Source organism: Komagataeibacter swingsii, assembly GCF_003207895.1.
GTDB classification, from domain to species: domain Bacteria; phylum Pseudomonadota; class Alphaproteobacteria; order Acetobacterales; family Acetobacteraceae; genus Komagataeibacter; species Komagataeibacter swingsii.
Window position 1 is genome coordinate 1 of sequence record NZ_NKUB01000001.1, and the last position, 14,626, is coordinate 14,626.

A 14,626-nucleotide genomic window follows, 5' to 3' on the forward strand; every position below is an offset into this window, starting at 1 on the left:
AGCATACGCGCGCAAGGCGCCTGTGTGGTCATTCCCCAGCGCAAAAACCGCCTCGACAGACGCCCGTTCGATAAAGCCCTGTTCAAAGCGCGCCACCTCATCGAGAACTTCTTCTGCAAACTCAAGGAGTTCAAGCGCATCGCCATGCGCAGCGACAAGACAGACAGGTCATTCTCGGCCATGATCTATCTCGTGGCCGCAGTCATCAATTCACGCTAATCCCCAACAGGCCCTGAAAAAAAAGCGGCCCCCAGACACTTTTATCTTCATTGTCCGTTTTTTATCAGCGGATCAGCTTGCGCACGATTCCCAGCATTTCCTCGATCGCTTCATCCCCGCCATCATCCATCACCGACTGGCGCACGCAGCCCTTGGCGTGGGTGGACAGGATCTGGATGGCGACACCATCGAGCGCCGATTTCACCGCTGAAATCTGGGTCAGGATATCGACGCAGTAACGGTCATCCTCGATCATGTTCAGCACGCCGCCCACCTGTCCCTCGATCCGGCGCACACGGTTGACCAGGGCCTTCTTGTGCGGCTGTTCCACCTTTCTGTCGGTGGGGGGCGTGCAATGCGCGCAGCTTTCCATCGGTGTCACCTGTTCGTCCTGTCGTGCCATGCGCGCCTTCTTCGGTTTTGTGCCGTCATGTTCCGTATCAGCGTACCATAAGCCGTGGCATGTGCCTACGGCGCGCGGTCAGGTCTGTCCGTGCGGCTTCCAGCGGTTGAGCAGCAGGGAATTGCTGACAACCGATACCGAACTCATGGCCATGGCGGCCCCCGCCACGATCGGGTTGAGCAGCCCGAACGCCGCCAGCGGCAGGCCAAGGATATTATAGATGAACGCAAAGAAAAGGTTCTGCCGGATCTTGGACAGCGTGGCGCGCGACAGGGAAATGGCGTCCAGCACGCTGGCCAGCTCACTTTTCATCAGCACGATATCCGCCGTATCCAGCGCAATGGCCGCGCCCGCCCCAATGGCGAAGCCGACATCGGCTGCGGCCAGCGCCGGGGCGTCGTTGATCCCGTCGCCCACCATGCCGACCACGCCGCCCTGATCGTGGCAGGCCCTGACCACCTGCGCCTTGTCACCGGGCAGGACGCCGGCCATGAAATCATCCACGCCCGCCTGTTTCGCCACGATGGCCGCGCTGCGCGGGTTGTCGCCCGTCAGCATCATGACCCGGATGCCCGCAGCCTTCAGCGCGCTTACGGTGCTTATGGCATCAGGCCGCAGGCGGTCGGACAGGGCGATATGGCCGACGGCATGGCCGCCCGCGGCAACCGCGATGACGGTTTTGCCTTCCTGTTCCAGCCGGGTGGTCACGGCATCATCGGGCGCCATGCCGTGATCCGTCATGAAACGGGGGGAACCAAGGGCTGCCGGGATACCGCCAACCGTGGCCGTTACCCCCATGCCGGGCAGGGCGCGGAAACCGCTTGCCGCCAGCGGCGACAGGCCCGCTGCCGTGGCATGGTCGACAATGGCGCGGGCCAGCGGGTGTTCGGAATCCTGTTCCAGCGCGCAGGCGATGGCAAGCAGCCTGCCGGCATCCACGCCCGGCGCGGGCACCACGTCGCTGACGGTGGGCCTGCCTTCGGTCAGGGTGCCGGTCTTGTCCATGATGAGGGTGGTCAGCTTCTGCGCGCGTTCCAGCGCATCCGCATTGCGGAACAGGATGCCGCAGCGCGCGCCCAGCCCCGTGCCCACCATGATGGCCGTGGGCGTTGCAAGCCCCAGCGAGCACGGGCAGGCGATGACCAGCACCGACACGGCGGAAACCAGACTCCATGTCGCATGGCCCGTCACCAGCCAGCCGATGAAGAACGTAACCAGGGCGATGGCGATGACCGTGGGCACGAAGACATTCGAGATCCGGTCCACCAGTCGCTGCACGTGCGCCTTTGACCCCTGCGCCAGTTCGACCATTTTCACGATATGCGCCAGCGCGGTGTCATGCCCCACGCCGGTGGCGGTGGCGCGCAGCACGCCATTGGTATTGATGGTGCCACCAAAGACCCTGTCCCCGGCCTGTTTCAGCACCGGCAGGCTTTCCCCCGTCAGCATGGCTTCGTTGACTTCGGATGCGCCTTCACTCACCTGTCCGTCAACCGGAATGCTGTCACCGGGGCGCACCACGAACATGTCGCCCACGCGCACATCCGCCACGGGACGGTCGACCAGCGCGCCATTGACCAGGACATGCGCAAGCGGCGGCTGCAGTTTCAGCAGGCTTTCCAGCCCCGCGCTGGTCCGGTCGCGCGCGCGGGCTTCCATAAGCCTGCCGAGCGAGATCAGGGTGATGATCGCGACACTGGCCTCGAAATACAGGGGCTGGCGCAGGTGGGCGATCACGACGGTCGCGCTGAAGAGATACGCGATGCTGGTTCCCATCACCACCAGCACGTCCATGTTTGCGCCGCCACCGCGCACGGCGTTCCAGGCGCTCCGGTACAGATGGCGCGCGCCATAGAACTGCACCACACCCGCCAGCACAAGCTGCAGCCAGCCGGGCATCATGTACATGGCGCCAAACGGCATCAGCGCCATCTGCGCGAAAAATGGCAGCGACAGGACCAGCAGCAGCATGAAATGGGCGCGTTCCGCCCGCCATGCGGCAAGGCGGCGGGCATGCGTGTCATCCGGCGCGCTGTCATTCACCAGTGATGCGCCAAAACCGGCTTTTTCAATGCGGGCGATGAAGGTATCCGCATCCGCGATGCCGGGCACGAACACGATATGCGCCCGTTCGGTGGCCAGGTTCACGCTGGCCTGTGTCAGGGGCAGGCGGTTGAGGATCTTTTCAATCCGCGCGGCGCACGCGGCGCACGACATGCCGGTGATCGACAGGTCCACGCTGCTTTCATCCACCGTGAAACCGGCCTTGCGGATGGCGGCGACAACCGCGTTGATCGTGGCCGCGGGCGTGTCCAGCACCACCTGCACGCGCCCGGTCGCGAAATTGACGCAGGCCTGCACGCCGTCCTGGCGGTTGAGGATCTTTTCAATCCGCGCGGCGCATGCGGCGCATGACATGCCGCCCACTGGGAAACTCAGGGTCTGGGACACGGCGGCACTCCTTCGCGTATGTCCCTGATTTATACCCCCCAATGGTATTTTCAAGGCGCGGGCGCCGTTTATGCGCGGTTGTGATCAGGCATGCAGTCCCGGCGCTTCCTGCCCGGTGCGGGCGACATATTCGCTGTAGCCGCCATCATACTGGTGAATGCCATCAGGTGTCAGTTCCAGCACTCGGTTGGACAATGCGGACAGGAAGTGCCGGTCATGCGATACGAACAGCATCGTGCCCTCGTACTGGGCCAGTGCGTTGATCAGCATTTCCTTGGTTGCGATGTCCAGATGGTTGGTCGGTTCATCCAGCACAAGGAAATTGGGTGGGTCAAACAGCATCAGCGCCATGACCAGACGCGCCTTTTCGCCCCCTGACAGCACGCGGCAGCTTTTGTCCACCTCATCACCCGAAAAGCCGAAGCTGCCCGCAAGGGCGCGCAGCGATCCCTGGCTGGCCAGGGGGAAGGCATCATCCAGCGTTTCGAACACCGTGCGGCTTTCATCCAGCAGGTCCATGGCGTGCTGGGCGAAATACCCCATCTTCACGCTGCCCCCCAGCGTGACCGTGCCCGCATCGGGCTGTGTGGTGCCTGTCACCAGCTTGAGCAGCGTGGACTTGCCCGCGCCGTTGACGCCAAGGATGCAGCACCGCTCCCTGCGCCGCACCAGCAGGTCAAGGTTGTGGTAGATGACGCGTTCGCCATACCGTTTGTCCACGCCGCGCAGCCTGACCACGTCCTCGCCCGACCGGGGCGCGGGCGGGAAATCGAAGCTCAGCGCCTGCCGCCGCTTGGGTGGTTCGACGCGGTCGATCTTTTCCAGCTTCTTCACGCGGCTCTGCACCTGCGCCGCGTGGGAGGCGCGGGCCTTGAAGCGTTCGATGAAACTGATTTCCTTGGCCAGCGCCGCCTGCTGGCGGTCGAACTGGGCCTGCTGCTGCTTTTCGTTCTGGGCGCGCTGCTGTTCATAGAATTCGTAATCGCCGGAAAAGCTGGTCAGGCTGCCGCCATCAATCTCGATCACCTTGTTGATGATGCGGTTCATGAACGCCCGGTCATGCGATGTCATGAGCAGCGCGCCATCGTAACCCGCCAGGAACTGTTCCAGCCAGATCAGGCTTTCGAGGTCGAGATGGTTGCTGGGTTCATCCAGCAGCATGACATCGGGCCGCATGAGCAGGATGCGCGCCAGCGCCACGCGCATTTTCCACCCGCCCGAAAGCCGGCCCACGTCGCCATCCATCATTTCCTGGCTGAAGCCAAGGCCGTGCAGCACCTCGCGCGCCTTGCTGTCCAGCGCGTAGCCGCCCAGTTCCTCAAAACGGGCCTGCACCTCGCCAAAGCGCTCAAGGATGCTGTCAAGCTGGTCCATCTGTTCGGGATCGGCCATGGCGGCTTCCAGTGTGGAGAGTTCGGCCGCGACCTCGGACACCGCGCCCGCGCCATCCATGACTTCGGCCACGGCGCTGCGTCCGGCCATTTCGCCCACGTCCTGACTGAAAAAGCCGATGGTGGCCCCGCGATCGATCAGGATATTGCCCTCATCGGGTTCGTCCTGTCCCGTGATCATGCGGAACAGGGTGGTCTTGCCCGCCCCGTTGGGGCCGACCAGCCCGATCTTCTCCCCCTTCTGCAGGGCGGCCGAGGCTTCGATAAAGACCAGGCGCTGGCCATTATGCTTGGTGATGTTGTCTAGGCGAATCATGGAACCTCGGGCGGATGGGATTGCCCGCGCACATACTACGAACGCGCGCGCAGCGTAAACCATGGCCCGATCGCCGCTGAAAGACCGCTTTGAAATAAAACATTGATAAAAAAACAATAAAAGTTTTCTGGTACCGCCTTTTTTCAAAAAGGCGGCGCTCTTTCGAAGCTTCTGCAAAAAGCTTCACCAAAAACTTCCTTTAATTTTAAAGCGCTATCATGGGCTGACTTTTCAGACAGTCTCTTAAGTCTGGCTTTTCAGGCCGTCCCCAAGGGATGAACGTTACGTGGCAGCCGGGACGCACGGGCCAGCGACCGGCCCGTATCATGCCTTCCCGGCATGGGCATAGGCATATGTCCCACCCCGCAGCAGGGCGCGCTGGTAGGCGGGACGGTCATGGATGCGGCGCAGGAACGCCGCCACATGGGGCCGGTTGTCCGTGGCCCCCGCCCGTGCGGCGGCGACCTCAAGGGGGAAGCTCATCTGGATGTCGGCGGCGGTAAAGTCATCGCCTGCGAAGCATTCATTCCCCGACAGGCTGCGCTCCCAGTAATCCATATGCAGCTTGAGCTGGGGATTGATGAGCTTCATCTGTGCCCCGCAGGCAATCAGGAAGGCAAAAGGGCGCAGCGGCAGGGGCGCGCGTCCGGGCAGCAGCCCGAATATCAGCTTGAGCAGGAGCACTGGCATGGCGGAGCCTTCCGCATAATGCAGCCAGTATATGAAGCGGATGTATTCCGGCGTGTCCCGCGCGGGCGCCAGTCGGCCATGACCGTATTTATCGATGATGTATTCGATGATCGCACCGCTTTCGGCCAGCGTCACGTTGCCATCCGTATCCGTGATGACCGGGGCCTTGCCCAGCGGGTGGATGGTGCGCAGGGATTTGGGGGCCATCATGGTCCTGGGGTCGCGTTTGTAAAACCGGATGTCGTAGGGGATTTCCAGTTCCTCCAGCAGCCACAGGATGCGTTGGGAACGTGAATTGTCCAGGTGATGCACGGTAATCATGGTACGGGGTCCCTCGATTTGGCAGGCGGCCCCACCCGACAGCCCCGCCATGGCGGGCAGAAATGGCACGGGAATAATGTGCCGGTCGGAATGGTGCCGATGTCCTGCTAAGGGACGCCCGTGGCTTTGGTTCCCCTGCCCTCCCGTGGCGGGGCCTATGCACACGAAAAAAGGCATATCCTGCCGCGACCGCCCGGGTCGGGAGATATGCCTTCTGTCATGGTGGTACCGGGAATGCGCGGGATCGTTCAGGCCGCGTGGTCCAGCAGGCGATGCAGGTAGGCGGCCAGCACGACCGCCTCGTTATGCTGCGTGTCACGCGCGGCGTACAGCAGCGTCAGGGGGCTGGCGCGCGCCATGTCCAGCAACTGTTGCACCGGCTGGGGGTTGGCCCGCAGTTCCGCGACATAGCGTTCCTGAAACCCCTCCCACCGGGCCGGGTCGTGCCCGAACCACTGGCGCAGGTCCGTGCTGGGGGCGACGTCCTTCAGCCATAACGTCAGGTCGGCGCGCTGTCTGCTGACCCCACGGGGCCACAGCCGGTCCACCAGCACGCGGCTGCCATCATCGGGTGTGGGCGGGTCATAAACCCGCCTGACATGAATGGTGTGCGCCATGCCTACCCCACCAGTGCCGCATCCGCCGCCGAACCGAAGAATTCGAAACGGATCTGGCTTTCCGGCACGCCGGCCGCCTTCAGCGTGGCGATGGTATCGCGCATGAAGCCGTCGGGACCGCAGACATAACAGGTCGCGGCCCGGTCGATTGCCTGTGCAAGCCATGGTTGCGCCATGCGGCCCGCATGGGTGGTGACGCCCGTGGCCGCCTGCGCCGCCTGTGGTGTCGCGCGGCTGTAGAACAGGTCGGCGCGCAGCATGCCCTTGGCGGCAAGGTCGCGGATATAGGGGCCGAAGGCTTCGGTGCCGGGCGTGCGGGTGGTGTGGATGTAACGCACGCCTTTGGCCGCGCCCGCATCCAGCGCGCCCAGCATGGAAATAAAGGGCGTCAGGCCGGAACCCGCGCTGAGGAATACGATGGGCGCGGGGGCCGGGCTGCCCAGCGTGAAATCACCCGCCGGCGCGGAGACCTGCAGCACCGTGCCTTCCTGCACGCTGTCATGCAGCCAGTCGGATACCACCCCATTGTCGATACGGCGGACGCTTATGCGGTAGGAGCGTGAACCGGGTGCGGAGGAAATGCTGTAATTGCGCCGTTCCGACCCATGCCCCGGCACGTCGAGGCGGAAGCTGAGATACTGCCCCGGCACATGGCGCATGACGGGTTTGCCGTCTTCGGGCGTCAGTTCGAACGACGTGACGGTTTCACTTTCCTTCACGCGGCGGCTGACACGGAACGGACGCCAGCCAACCCAGCCACCGGGGGCCGCGGCATGGGCGATGTAAATCTGTTCCTCCCGCCCGATCAGGATTTCCGCAAGGAACCAGTAGGCCCTGCCCCAGGCTTCCATGATCTCGGGGGTTGCCGCATCGCCCAGTACGTGGGCGATGGCGCCCAGCAGGGCATCGGCGACATAGGGATAATGTTCAGGCAGGATGTTCAGCCCGACATGCTTTTCCGCAATGCGTTCGACCGCGCCCGCCATGGCGCCGAGGGTGTCGATGTTGCGCGCATAGGCCAGCACCGCCAGCGCCAGCGCCTTTGGCTGTTCCCCATCCTTCTGGTGCGAAATGTTGAACAGGTCGCGAATGTCCGGATTGGCCAGCAGGCGACGGTACATTTCCGTCGTGATTGCCAGGCCGTGTGCTTCCAGCGCGGGTACGCAGGCCTTGATGATGCTGCGGGTCTTGTCATCCAGGGGCGATGGCATGTGTGGCGTCCTTTAAGGTGTATAATTACCGCATCTTTATGGCCGCCAAAAAAGATGTCAATGATGCATACCTTTTTGGGCGCATATATCCGTTATGCATGATCCGTATTGCTGGAGGCGGCACGCCGGCATCCGGGTTGCCGATGCAATTGACACTGATAATAAATCGCATAACATGCGCCCATTACTGGAGTGTGCCGTATGCGTTACCGAACCGTTCTGTCATGTGCCTGGCTTGCGGCACTCATGCCTGCACCGGCGGCATGGGCGATGGACCCCGTGCATCTGGAGGTCAGGGACCATCACTTCATCCCCGACCATATCACGGTCCCGGCGGGGCAGCGCTTCCTGATCGTGCTGGACAACCATGACGACACGACGGACGAATTCGAAAGCTATGACCTGAAATTCGAGAAGATCGTGGTCTCCGGCGGCACGATCACCGTGCATGCGGGGCCGCTGCATCCCGGCACCTACAAATTCTTCGACGACTACCACCCCGACCAGGCGACGGGCACCGTTACCGTGACACAGGAACCCTGAACATGCTTGGAAGTCTGCTGATCGTCTTTCGTGAGGTCATGGAAGCGGGCCTGATCGTGGGTATCGTGCTGGCCGCGACGCAGGGCATTCCGGGGCGCGGGCGCTGGGTTGCCGGCGGCATTGCGGCGGGTGTGGCGGGGGCCGCGATCGTCGCCATATTTGCGGGCAGCCTGTCCGCGGCCCTGTCGGGCAACGGGCAGGACGTGTTTTCCGCCACCATCCTGTGCGTCGCGGTGCTGATGCTGGGCTGGCATACGGTGTGGATGACCCGGCACGGGCGCGAGATGGCGGGGGAGATGAAGTCCCTGGGGGCGGAGGTCGTGTCCGGCGACCGTTCGCTGGCCGCCATGGCCGTCGTTGTCGCGGTGGCCGTGCTGCGCGAGGGGATGGAGGTCGTGCTGTTCCTGTATGGCATCGCGGTCTCGACCCATTCCGGGCCGGTGGCCATGCTGACGGGGGGCGGGCTGGGCATCGCGGCGGGGGCGGCGCTGTCGTGGCTGCTGTACCGGGGGCTGATCGTCATCCCGCTCAGCCGCCTGTTCAGCGTGACGGGACTGCTGATCGCCTTCCTTGCAGCGGGCATGGCCAGCCAGGCGGCGGGCCTGCTGGCGGGTGATGACCTGATCCCCGCCCTTGGCTACGAGGTGTGGGATACGTCGTGGCTGCTGTCCGATGGCAGCATGGTCGGGCGCGCGGCCAAGGCGCTGCTGGGCTATTCCGACCGGCCCATGGGGGTGCAGGTCATGACATGGGCGGTGACGCTGGCGGTCATGGTCATCGCGACGCGCCTTGTGCGCAGGCAGCCCAGCCCCCGCGCCTGATGGGGGTGCCTAGCCGCGCAGGGCAAGGCGGCCGATGGCGGGATCATCGGTAAAGAAACCATCCAGCCCCAGGTCAAGGTAGTGCCGGATTTCCGCGACCGATCCCCGCGGGTTGCGGGCATTGTCGCCTGCGTCGCTGCGCAGGTGCGCGGGCAGGAAGCAGTTTTCGGGCCGGAAGGTGTAGGAATGCACCAGCAGGCCCGCATGGTGCGCGTCCTCTATCAGCGATGTCGGCGCGCCCCAAGCCCCGGCTGCGTCACGCGGTATGATGTCGGCATTGGACGGGCCGATCACATCCGCATACTCCCGCACGCGGCGTAAGCCCCCGGCTGTCATGAGGTCACCAAAGGTGAGTGGCGTGGCCGTGCCCACCGTGTCGGGAACGTGTTCGGTGCGTTCCCCCAAAAGCAGCATCAGGCGCGCCTGCGTGTTGATCGCCTGCACCTGCCCGTGCAGCCGCCGCAGGGGGCTGATTTCAAAGGACTGGACCTCCAGCGGGCAGTAGCGGGTGTATTCGTGGGCGGCGATGGCGCGCAGGAATGTCTCTTCCGGCGCAAAGCCAAGCTGGTGGAAATGGGTGGCGTTCTTGATTTCGGGTATCAGCCCGATCATGCGGCCACGGGTTGCGGCTTCGGCCGCGACGAAATCGATGATTTCCTCGAAGGTCGGAATGTCGAAATGCCCGTCATGGCGCGTGTTGGCCGGGCGTATGTCAGGCAGGCGTTCACGCGCGCGCAGGGTCTTGAGTTCGGCCAGCGTGAAATCCGTGGTGAACCAGCCGGTTACGGTTGCGCCGTCAATGGTCTGCGTGCGTCGGCGCGCGGCGAATTCCGGGTGGCTGGCGACATCCGTGGTGCCGGTGATATGGCTTTCGTGGCGGGCGACCAGCACGCCATCCTTTGTCGGTACAAGGTCGGGTTCGATATAATCGGCCCCATCCGCGATCGCCCTGGCATAGGCGGCCAGCGTATGTTCGGGACGCAGGGCGGATGCGCCACGATGCGCCATGACGCAGGGCAGGGGCACCAGCGCGGCGGCGGCGAAAGTGCGGCGTGTCGTCATGGCCGCGATGCCCGACAGGATGCCCGTCATGGTCTGTCTGCGTGTCGGCATGGGTTCGTGTTCCGGCCTGTTGCATGGCAACAGTCAGGGAAGATCACGTGTAGCGCAATGGGGTTTCTGATGTCATGGCCCATGCCGGATGCCGGATGCCGGATGCCGGATGCGGGACGCCTGCGGGACGGGCATGCGTCGCCGGGGCATGGGCGCATGCGCGCGGCGGGTGATGCCCTGCCGCCGGAGGGGGAGGGGCATATCGACGGTTCCGGCCTGAATCAGGGGGCGCGGGCATCCCGTCGCGGGCAAGTAATGATGCGGGACATATGCATGTTTATCATGCCCCGTGGGGTATTGTTCCCGCCGCTGTGGCATTCCGCATGGGATGGCGTAAATGATACGTGACCGGCTTTGCCCCAGGCGGCATATCAAAACATGTCTGTATAGCAGTTTCGCCGTTTTTACTCGCTGAACGTGAATCTGCTATACGTTAAGCTGGGAGTATAAAAGGTTGCGGACCCGGCGTAAGTGGCGGTATCGGTGGTGTCATTATTGCATCCCGCATGGTCATGCCTGTTTCCCGGCATTCCTGCTGGACCAACATGCATGAGAGGCGACGCCAGATGGCTGCAGACCAGCCCAGTTTTCCCACCAGTATCCACCTGTCCACCCCCAATGCCATACGGATGAACCGCGCGCTGCGCATGTCGCGTCGCGACATGCTGCTGGGTGCGATGGGGGCCGCCGCCGTGGTACTGGGCGCGGGCCGGGGCATCGCCGCAACCCCCGAGGCGGAAGATACGGTCGCGCCGCTGTTCCTTGCGCTGTCGCACCGCCTGACCGACCGGGATGCGCTTGATGCCCGTATCAGCAGCGCGCTGTACGCCCGTATCGTCAAGGCGACGCCCGCACGCCGCGACCAGATCCAGAAGCTGCATGACCTGATGGCGGGCGGCAAATTCGACAGCGCGCGCGAACTGGCCAAGGCGGCCGAACATGCCGATCCCGTGTTCAAGGATGTCATCCACGACATCATGACGGCCTGGTACCGTGGCGTCGCGGATGAAAAGGTGGTCGTGTACCGCTCGGCCCTGATGTTCGACATCACCAAGGATGCCATCTACCCCAAGACCTACGCCGCGGGCGGGCCGTTCTACTGGACCCAGACCCCACCGGAAGTGGCCGTTCCAACTGGCGAACCTGCCCTTTCGCCTTCGAAATTCGTTGTAGAACCCACCTGATATCCGGAGCATCCCCCATGCCTTCCGAACAAGACCTTTCCGCTGACGTCGTGATCGTCGGATCCGGCGTCGCCGGCAGTTCCATTGCCAATGAACTGGCGCGCGCGGGTATTTCCGTCATCGTGCTGGAAGCCGGCCCCCGTGTCGACCGCCAGCATTTTGTCGATAATTTCCGCAATCTGGAAAACAAGCCTTCCTATCAGGGGCCGTTTCCCTGCGTGCCGTGGGCCGAACATCCGCCCAACCAGATCACGCCCAACAAATACCTGCACACCACCGGGCCGGACGCCGAAGCCTACCAGCAGGTCTACCTGCGCATGATGGGCGGCACGACATGGCACTGGGCCGGGTGCGCGTGGCGTTACCTGCCGTCGGATTTCGAACTGAAGACCCGTTATGGGCAGGGCCGTGACTGGGCGCTGAAATATGACGACCTTGAGCCGTTCTATTACCAGGCCGAGGTGATGATGGGCGTCTGTGGCCCGGACCCGGCGGTGGAAGACCTGGGTTCGCCGCGCAGGCAGCCCTATCCCATGGACGCGCTGCCCATTTCCTATGCGGCGGAACAGTTTCGCAACCTGATCCGGGAAAAGACCCCGTACCGTGTCGTGCATGAACCGCAGGCCCGCAACACGCGGCCCTATGACAACCGCCCGACCTGCGAGGGACATAACAACTGCATGCCGATCTGCCCCATCGGGGCGATGTATAACGGCAGCTATTCCGTCTATCATGCCGAAGCGGCGGGGGCGAAGTTCGTGCCCAACGCGGTGGTGTACCGGATCGAGCGTGACAGCGCGAACAAGCGCGTGACGGCGGTGCATTATTACGATCCCGACAAGGGATCGCACCGTGTGACCGGCAAGTATTTCGTCATCGCGGCGCACTGCATCGAGACCGCGAAGCTCATGCTGTACTCGGCTGATGAACAGAGTCCCGACGGCATCGCCAACAGTTCCGGCCATGTCGGTCGCAACATGATGGACCATACCGGCGTACAGGTGACGTTCATCAGTGGTGACAAGGCGCTGTGGCCCGGCCGTGGCCCGCTGGAAACCAACGTGATCGACAATTTCCGCGATGGGGACTGGCGCAACGAACGGGGCGCGTACCTGGTGCACATGGTGGATGACAACCAGGTGGACCTGGCTACCGCGCTGGCCATTTCCAAGGGATATGTCGGACGCGAACTGGAGGAGCAGATCCGCTATCTTGCTTCCCATACCGTGCGGCTGTTCAGCCATAACGAAGGGCTGGCCGATCCGGACAACCGGCTGACCCTGAGCGCCACGTACAAGGACGCGCTGGGCATTCCCCACCCGGAAGTCTACTACAAGCTGCCTGAATACACGGTGAAAAGCTGCGACCACACCCGCGGCCTGTTCAAGGACCTGATCGGTCTCATGCATGGCACGGACGAGCAGTGGACACCGGGCTACTTCCCGCAGGACCATCCCGCCGGCAGCACCATCATGGGCACTGACCCCAAGGATTCCGTGGTCGACGGCTTCTGCCGCACACATGACCATGAAAACCTGTTCATCGCGAGTTCGTCCGTCTTTTCATCGGTCGGAACCGGCAACATCACCCTGACGGTTGCAGCACTTGCCTTGCGTGTTGCCGATACACTTAAAAAAGAACTGACCCATGCCTGACGTCAAACGCAAGATCCTGTGGTCGGTTCTGGTCACGGGCACGGCCCTTGCTTCCCTATCCGCAACGCCGGCGCAGGCGGATGAGCCTTCACCGCCCCCCGCGTCGGCTCCGGCTCCGGCTCCAACCCCGGCTCCGGTCCCGGCGGCCGCGCCATCGGTGCCTGCATCGGCCGATCCTTCGGCAGCGCTTATGGCGCGCGGCGAATATATCGCGACGGCCGGTGACTGTGTCGCCTGCCATACCACGCCGGGGGGCAGGCCCTTTGCCGGGGGGCTGCGCATCACCACGCCCATGGGCGATGTCGTTTCAACCAACATCACCCCCGACCCCGACCATGGCATCGGGAAATATACGGAAGAGGATTTTGAAAAGGCCGTGCGCCACGGCGTGCGTCGTGACGGCAGCCGCCTTTATCCCGCAATGCCATATGTTTCCTATTCCGGCATGACGGATGACGACGTGAAGGCCATGTATGCCTGGTTCATGCATGGGGTGAAGCCGGTGGCCGTAACGCCGCCGGTGACGGAACTGAACTTTCCCGCCAACCTGCGCATCACCATGGCGGTGTGGAACCTCGTCGCGGGCAGCGTCACCCCGGAAACCGGGGATTCCGCCACGTATGACAAGATGCGTCGTGGCAAGTACCTGGCCAATGCCCTTGAACATTGCGGCACCTGCCATACGCCGCGCAACATGATGCTGAGCGAGAAGGAAGACAGCTTCCTTGCCGGTGCGCCCCTGCTGGGCTGGTATGCGCCCAATATCACGTCAAGCAAGACAAGCGGCATCGGTAACTGGAGCGAGGATAACCTTGTCACCTATCTCAAGACCGGCCATGTCGCCGGGCTGAGCCAGGCTGCGGGTCCGATGGGCGAGGCGGTGGAGCACAGCACTAGCCACCTGACCGATGATGACCTGCATGCCCTTGCCGCCTACATCCTTCAGGTTCCGGCCAAGGAAGACGAGGCCGAGCATGGCCCGCGTGAAGGATTCGGGCAGGCGCTTGACGCGCCGGATATGCGTTCGGGCGAACTGACACGGATCGACAAGCTTGATGAAATGACCGGCCCGCATATTTATGATGCGAACTGTGCGGCCTGTCATGGGGGGAACGGTGCGGGCACCAGTGACCATTATGCGCCGTCGCTGTTCCATAATTCGGTTGTGGGGTCCGCGCATCCGGATGACCTGATCATGACGGTTCTCAACGGTGTGGACCGGACGGCAGGTGGCCTGCATGCCTACATGCCCGGTTTTGACCATGATTCCGACGTGCAGCGCCTGAGCAATACCGAGATCGCCGCACTGGTCAATTACGTGACCGCCACGTTCGGCAGTGGTGACCATGGGGTGACTGCGGATCAGGTTGAAAAGATGCGCAAGCAGCTACCCAAGACGCCGTAACAGGATACGAAATCCCGGCAGGCCCGATTACGCTGCATGATATGGCGCAGTAAGGGTTGCCGGGGTTTCGCTGTTTATCTGCAGCAAAAAAACATCGCCTCGGAATGTTGTTTCAAAGCAATAGATTGGTTAAGGACAGTAAAATTGTGCTGCCTTTTTTCAGGAAGGCAGTGTTTTTCGAAGCTTTTTGAAAAAAGCTTCACCAAAAACTTTCTTATGATTGTAGGATATTTCCTGATCCATACATTACGTGATCCACGCAAAAAGCACACCGTAATACAGGACT

The 14,626-nt window shown here is 62.8% G+C and carries 13 protein-coding genes and 1 pseudogene; 6 read left to right on the forward strand and 8 right to left on the reverse strand.

From position 1 onward, the window contains the following. Positions 1 to 219 (forward strand): annotated as a pseudogene (locus CFR76_RS00005) (IS5/IS1182 family transposase); the annotation flags it as partial. Between the two features lie 64 nt (positions 220 to 283). On the opposite strand, the gene CFR76_RS00010 reads toward CFR76_RS00005, so the two are convergent. From CFR76_RS00010 to hmpA, 6 genes are all read right to left on the reverse strand, one after another. After that, positions 284 to 622, reverse strand: coding sequence for a metal-sensitive transcriptional regulator (locus tag CFR76_RS00010; protein WP_110555275.1), 339 nt, complete (start codon positions 620 to 622; stop codon positions 284 to 286). 78 nt (positions 623 to 700) lie between these two features. Then, positions 701 to 3,073 (reverse strand): heavy metal translocating P-type ATPase, encoded by a 2,373-nt coding sequence (locus CFR76_RS00015; protein WP_110555276.1) that lies wholly within the window; start codon positions 3,071 to 3,073, stop codon positions 701 to 703. An 84-nt stretch (positions 3,074 to 3,157) separates the two neighbouring features. Then, positions 3,158 to 4,780, reverse strand: coding sequence for an ABC-F family ATP-binding cassette domain-containing protein (locus tag CFR76_RS00020; RefSeq protein WP_110555277.1), 1,623 nt, complete (start codon positions 4,778 to 4,780; stop codon positions 3,158 to 3,160). A 324-nt stretch (positions 4,781 to 5,104) separates the two neighbouring features. After that, complete coding sequence (locus CFR76_RS00030) at positions 5,105 to 5,791, reverse strand: glutathione S-transferase family protein (RefSeq protein WP_167402026.1); 687 nt, start codon at positions 5,789 to 5,791, stop codon at positions 5,105 to 5,107. Between the two features lie 248 nt (positions 5,792 to 6,039). Next, a complete protein-coding gene (locus tag CFR76_RS00035; protein ID WP_110555279.1) occupies positions 6,040 to 6,408 on the reverse strand; it encodes a DUF488 domain-containing protein in 369 nt (122 codons plus the stop codon). A 2-nt stretch (positions 6,409 to 6,410) separates the two neighbouring features. Beyond that, positions 6,411 to 7,619, reverse strand: a complete 1,209-nt coding sequence (gene hmpA, locus CFR76_RS00040; protein WP_110555280.1) for an NO-inducible flavohemoprotein — start codon at positions 7,617 to 7,619, stop codon at positions 6,411 to 6,413. 201 nt (positions 7,620 to 7,820) lie between these two features. Between hmpA and CFR76_RS00045 the strand changes: the two genes are divergently transcribed. Both CFR76_RS00045 and CFR76_RS00050 read left to right on the forward strand, forming a co-directional pair. Next, positions 7,821 to 8,162, forward strand: coding sequence for a cupredoxin domain-containing protein (locus CFR76_RS00045; protein ID WP_110555281.1), 342 nt, complete (start codon positions 7,821 to 7,823; stop codon positions 8,160 to 8,162). Positions 8,163 to 8,164: 2 nt separating this feature from the next. Then, positions 8,165 to 8,983: an FTR1 family iron permease gene (locus tag CFR76_RS00050; protein ID WP_110555282.1), complete on the forward strand. Its 819-nt coding sequence runs from the start codon at positions 8,165 to 8,167 to the stop codon at positions 8,981 to 8,983. A 9-nt stretch (positions 8,984 to 8,992) separates the two neighbouring features. Here CFR76_RS00050 and CFR76_RS00055 read toward each other — a convergent pair whose 3' ends face one another. Together CFR76_RS00055 and CFR76_RS18630 are read right to left on the reverse strand one after the other, a co-directional pair. Continuing rightward, the gene (locus CFR76_RS00055) at positions 8,993 to 10,096 is read right to left on the reverse strand and encodes a glycerophosphodiester phosphodiesterase family protein (protein ID WP_110555283.1); all 1,104 of its coding nucleotides are present in this window, start codon (positions 10,094 to 10,096) and stop codon (positions 8,993 to 8,995) included. 72 nt (positions 10,097 to 10,168) lie between these two features. After that, on the reverse strand, positions 10,169 to 10,297 hold the full coding sequence (locus CFR76_RS18630) for a hypothetical protein (protein WP_264986494.1): 129 nt from the start codon (positions 10,295 to 10,297) through the stop codon (positions 10,169 to 10,171). A gap of 365 nt (positions 10,298 to 10,662) precedes the next feature. Here CFR76_RS18630 and CFR76_RS00065 point away from each other — a divergent pair, with 365 nt between their 5' ends. From CFR76_RS00065 to CFR76_RS00075, 3 genes are read left to right on the forward strand one after another with little or no spacing between them, the layout of a single operon-like run. After that, entirely contained in the window at positions 10,663 to 11,280 is a 618-nt protein-coding gene (locus tag CFR76_RS00065; RefSeq protein ID WP_244191702.1) for a sorbitol dehydrogenase family protein, read from the forward strand. A gap of 17 nt (positions 11,281 to 11,297) precedes the next feature. Then, positions 11,298 to 12,935 carry a GMC family oxidoreductase gene (locus CFR76_RS00070; RefSeq protein ID WP_110555285.1) on the forward strand — a complete coding sequence of 546 codons (1,638 nt, stop codon included), beginning with the start codon at positions 11,298 to 11,300 and terminating at the stop codon, positions 12,933 to 12,935. Further along, positions 12,928 to 14,340, forward strand: a complete 1,413-nt coding sequence (locus CFR76_RS00075) for a cytochrome c (protein WP_110555286.1) — start codon at positions 12,928 to 12,930, stop codon at positions 14,338 to 14,340. Before CFR76_RS00070 ends, CFR76_RS00075 begins: the two co-directional genes overlap by 8 nt. Positions 14,341 to 14,626: the final 286 nt, after the last annotated feature.

Bases quoted from the DNA above. Each gene is read 5' to 3' on its own strand.
- hmpA (WP_110555280.1), bottom strand. From the start codon at position 7,619: ATGCCATCGCCCCTGGATGACAAGACCCGCAGCATCATCAAGGCCTGC.
- CFR76_RS00075 (WP_110555286.1), top strand. From the start codon at position 12,928: ATGCCTGACGTCAAACGCAAGATCCTGTGGTCGGTTCTGGTCACGGGC.
- CFR76_RS00065 (WP_244191702.1), top strand. From the start codon at position 10,663: ATGGCTGCAGACCAGCCCAGTTTTCCCACCAGTATCCACCTGTCCACC.
- CFR76_RS18630 (WP_264986494.1), bottom strand. From the start codon at position 10,297: ATGCCCCTCCCCCTCCGGCGGCAGGGCATCACCCGCCGCGCGCATGCG.
- CFR76_RS00045 (WP_110555281.1), top strand. From the start codon at position 7,821: ATGCGTTACCGAACCGTTCTGTCATGTGCCTGGCTTGCGGCACTCATG.
- CFR76_RS00055 (WP_110555283.1), bottom strand. From the start codon at position 10,096: ATGCCGACACGCAGACAGACCATGACGGGCATCCTGTCGGGCATCGCG.
- CFR76_RS00035 (WP_110555279.1), bottom strand. From the start codon at position 6,408: ATGGCGCACACCATTCATGTCAGGCGGGTTTATGACCCGCCCACACCC.
- CFR76_RS00010 (WP_110555275.1), bottom strand. From the start codon at position 622: ATGGCACGACAGGACGAACAGGTGACACCGATGGAAAGCTGCGCGCAT.
- CFR76_RS00050 (WP_110555282.1), top strand. From the start codon at position 8,165: ATGCTTGGAAGTCTGCTGATCGTCTTTCGTGAGGTCATGGAAGCGGGC.
- CFR76_RS00020 (WP_110555277.1), bottom strand. From the start codon at position 4,780: ATGATTCGCCTAGACAACATCACCAAGCATAATGGCCAGCGCCTGGTC.
- CFR76_RS00070 (WP_110555285.1), top strand. From the start codon at position 11,298: ATGCCTTCCGAACAAGACCTTTCCGCTGACGTCGTGATCGTCGGATCC.
- CFR76_RS00030 (WP_167402026.1), bottom strand. From the start codon at position 5,791: ATGATTACCGTGCATCACCTGGACAATTCACGTTCCCAACGCATCCTG.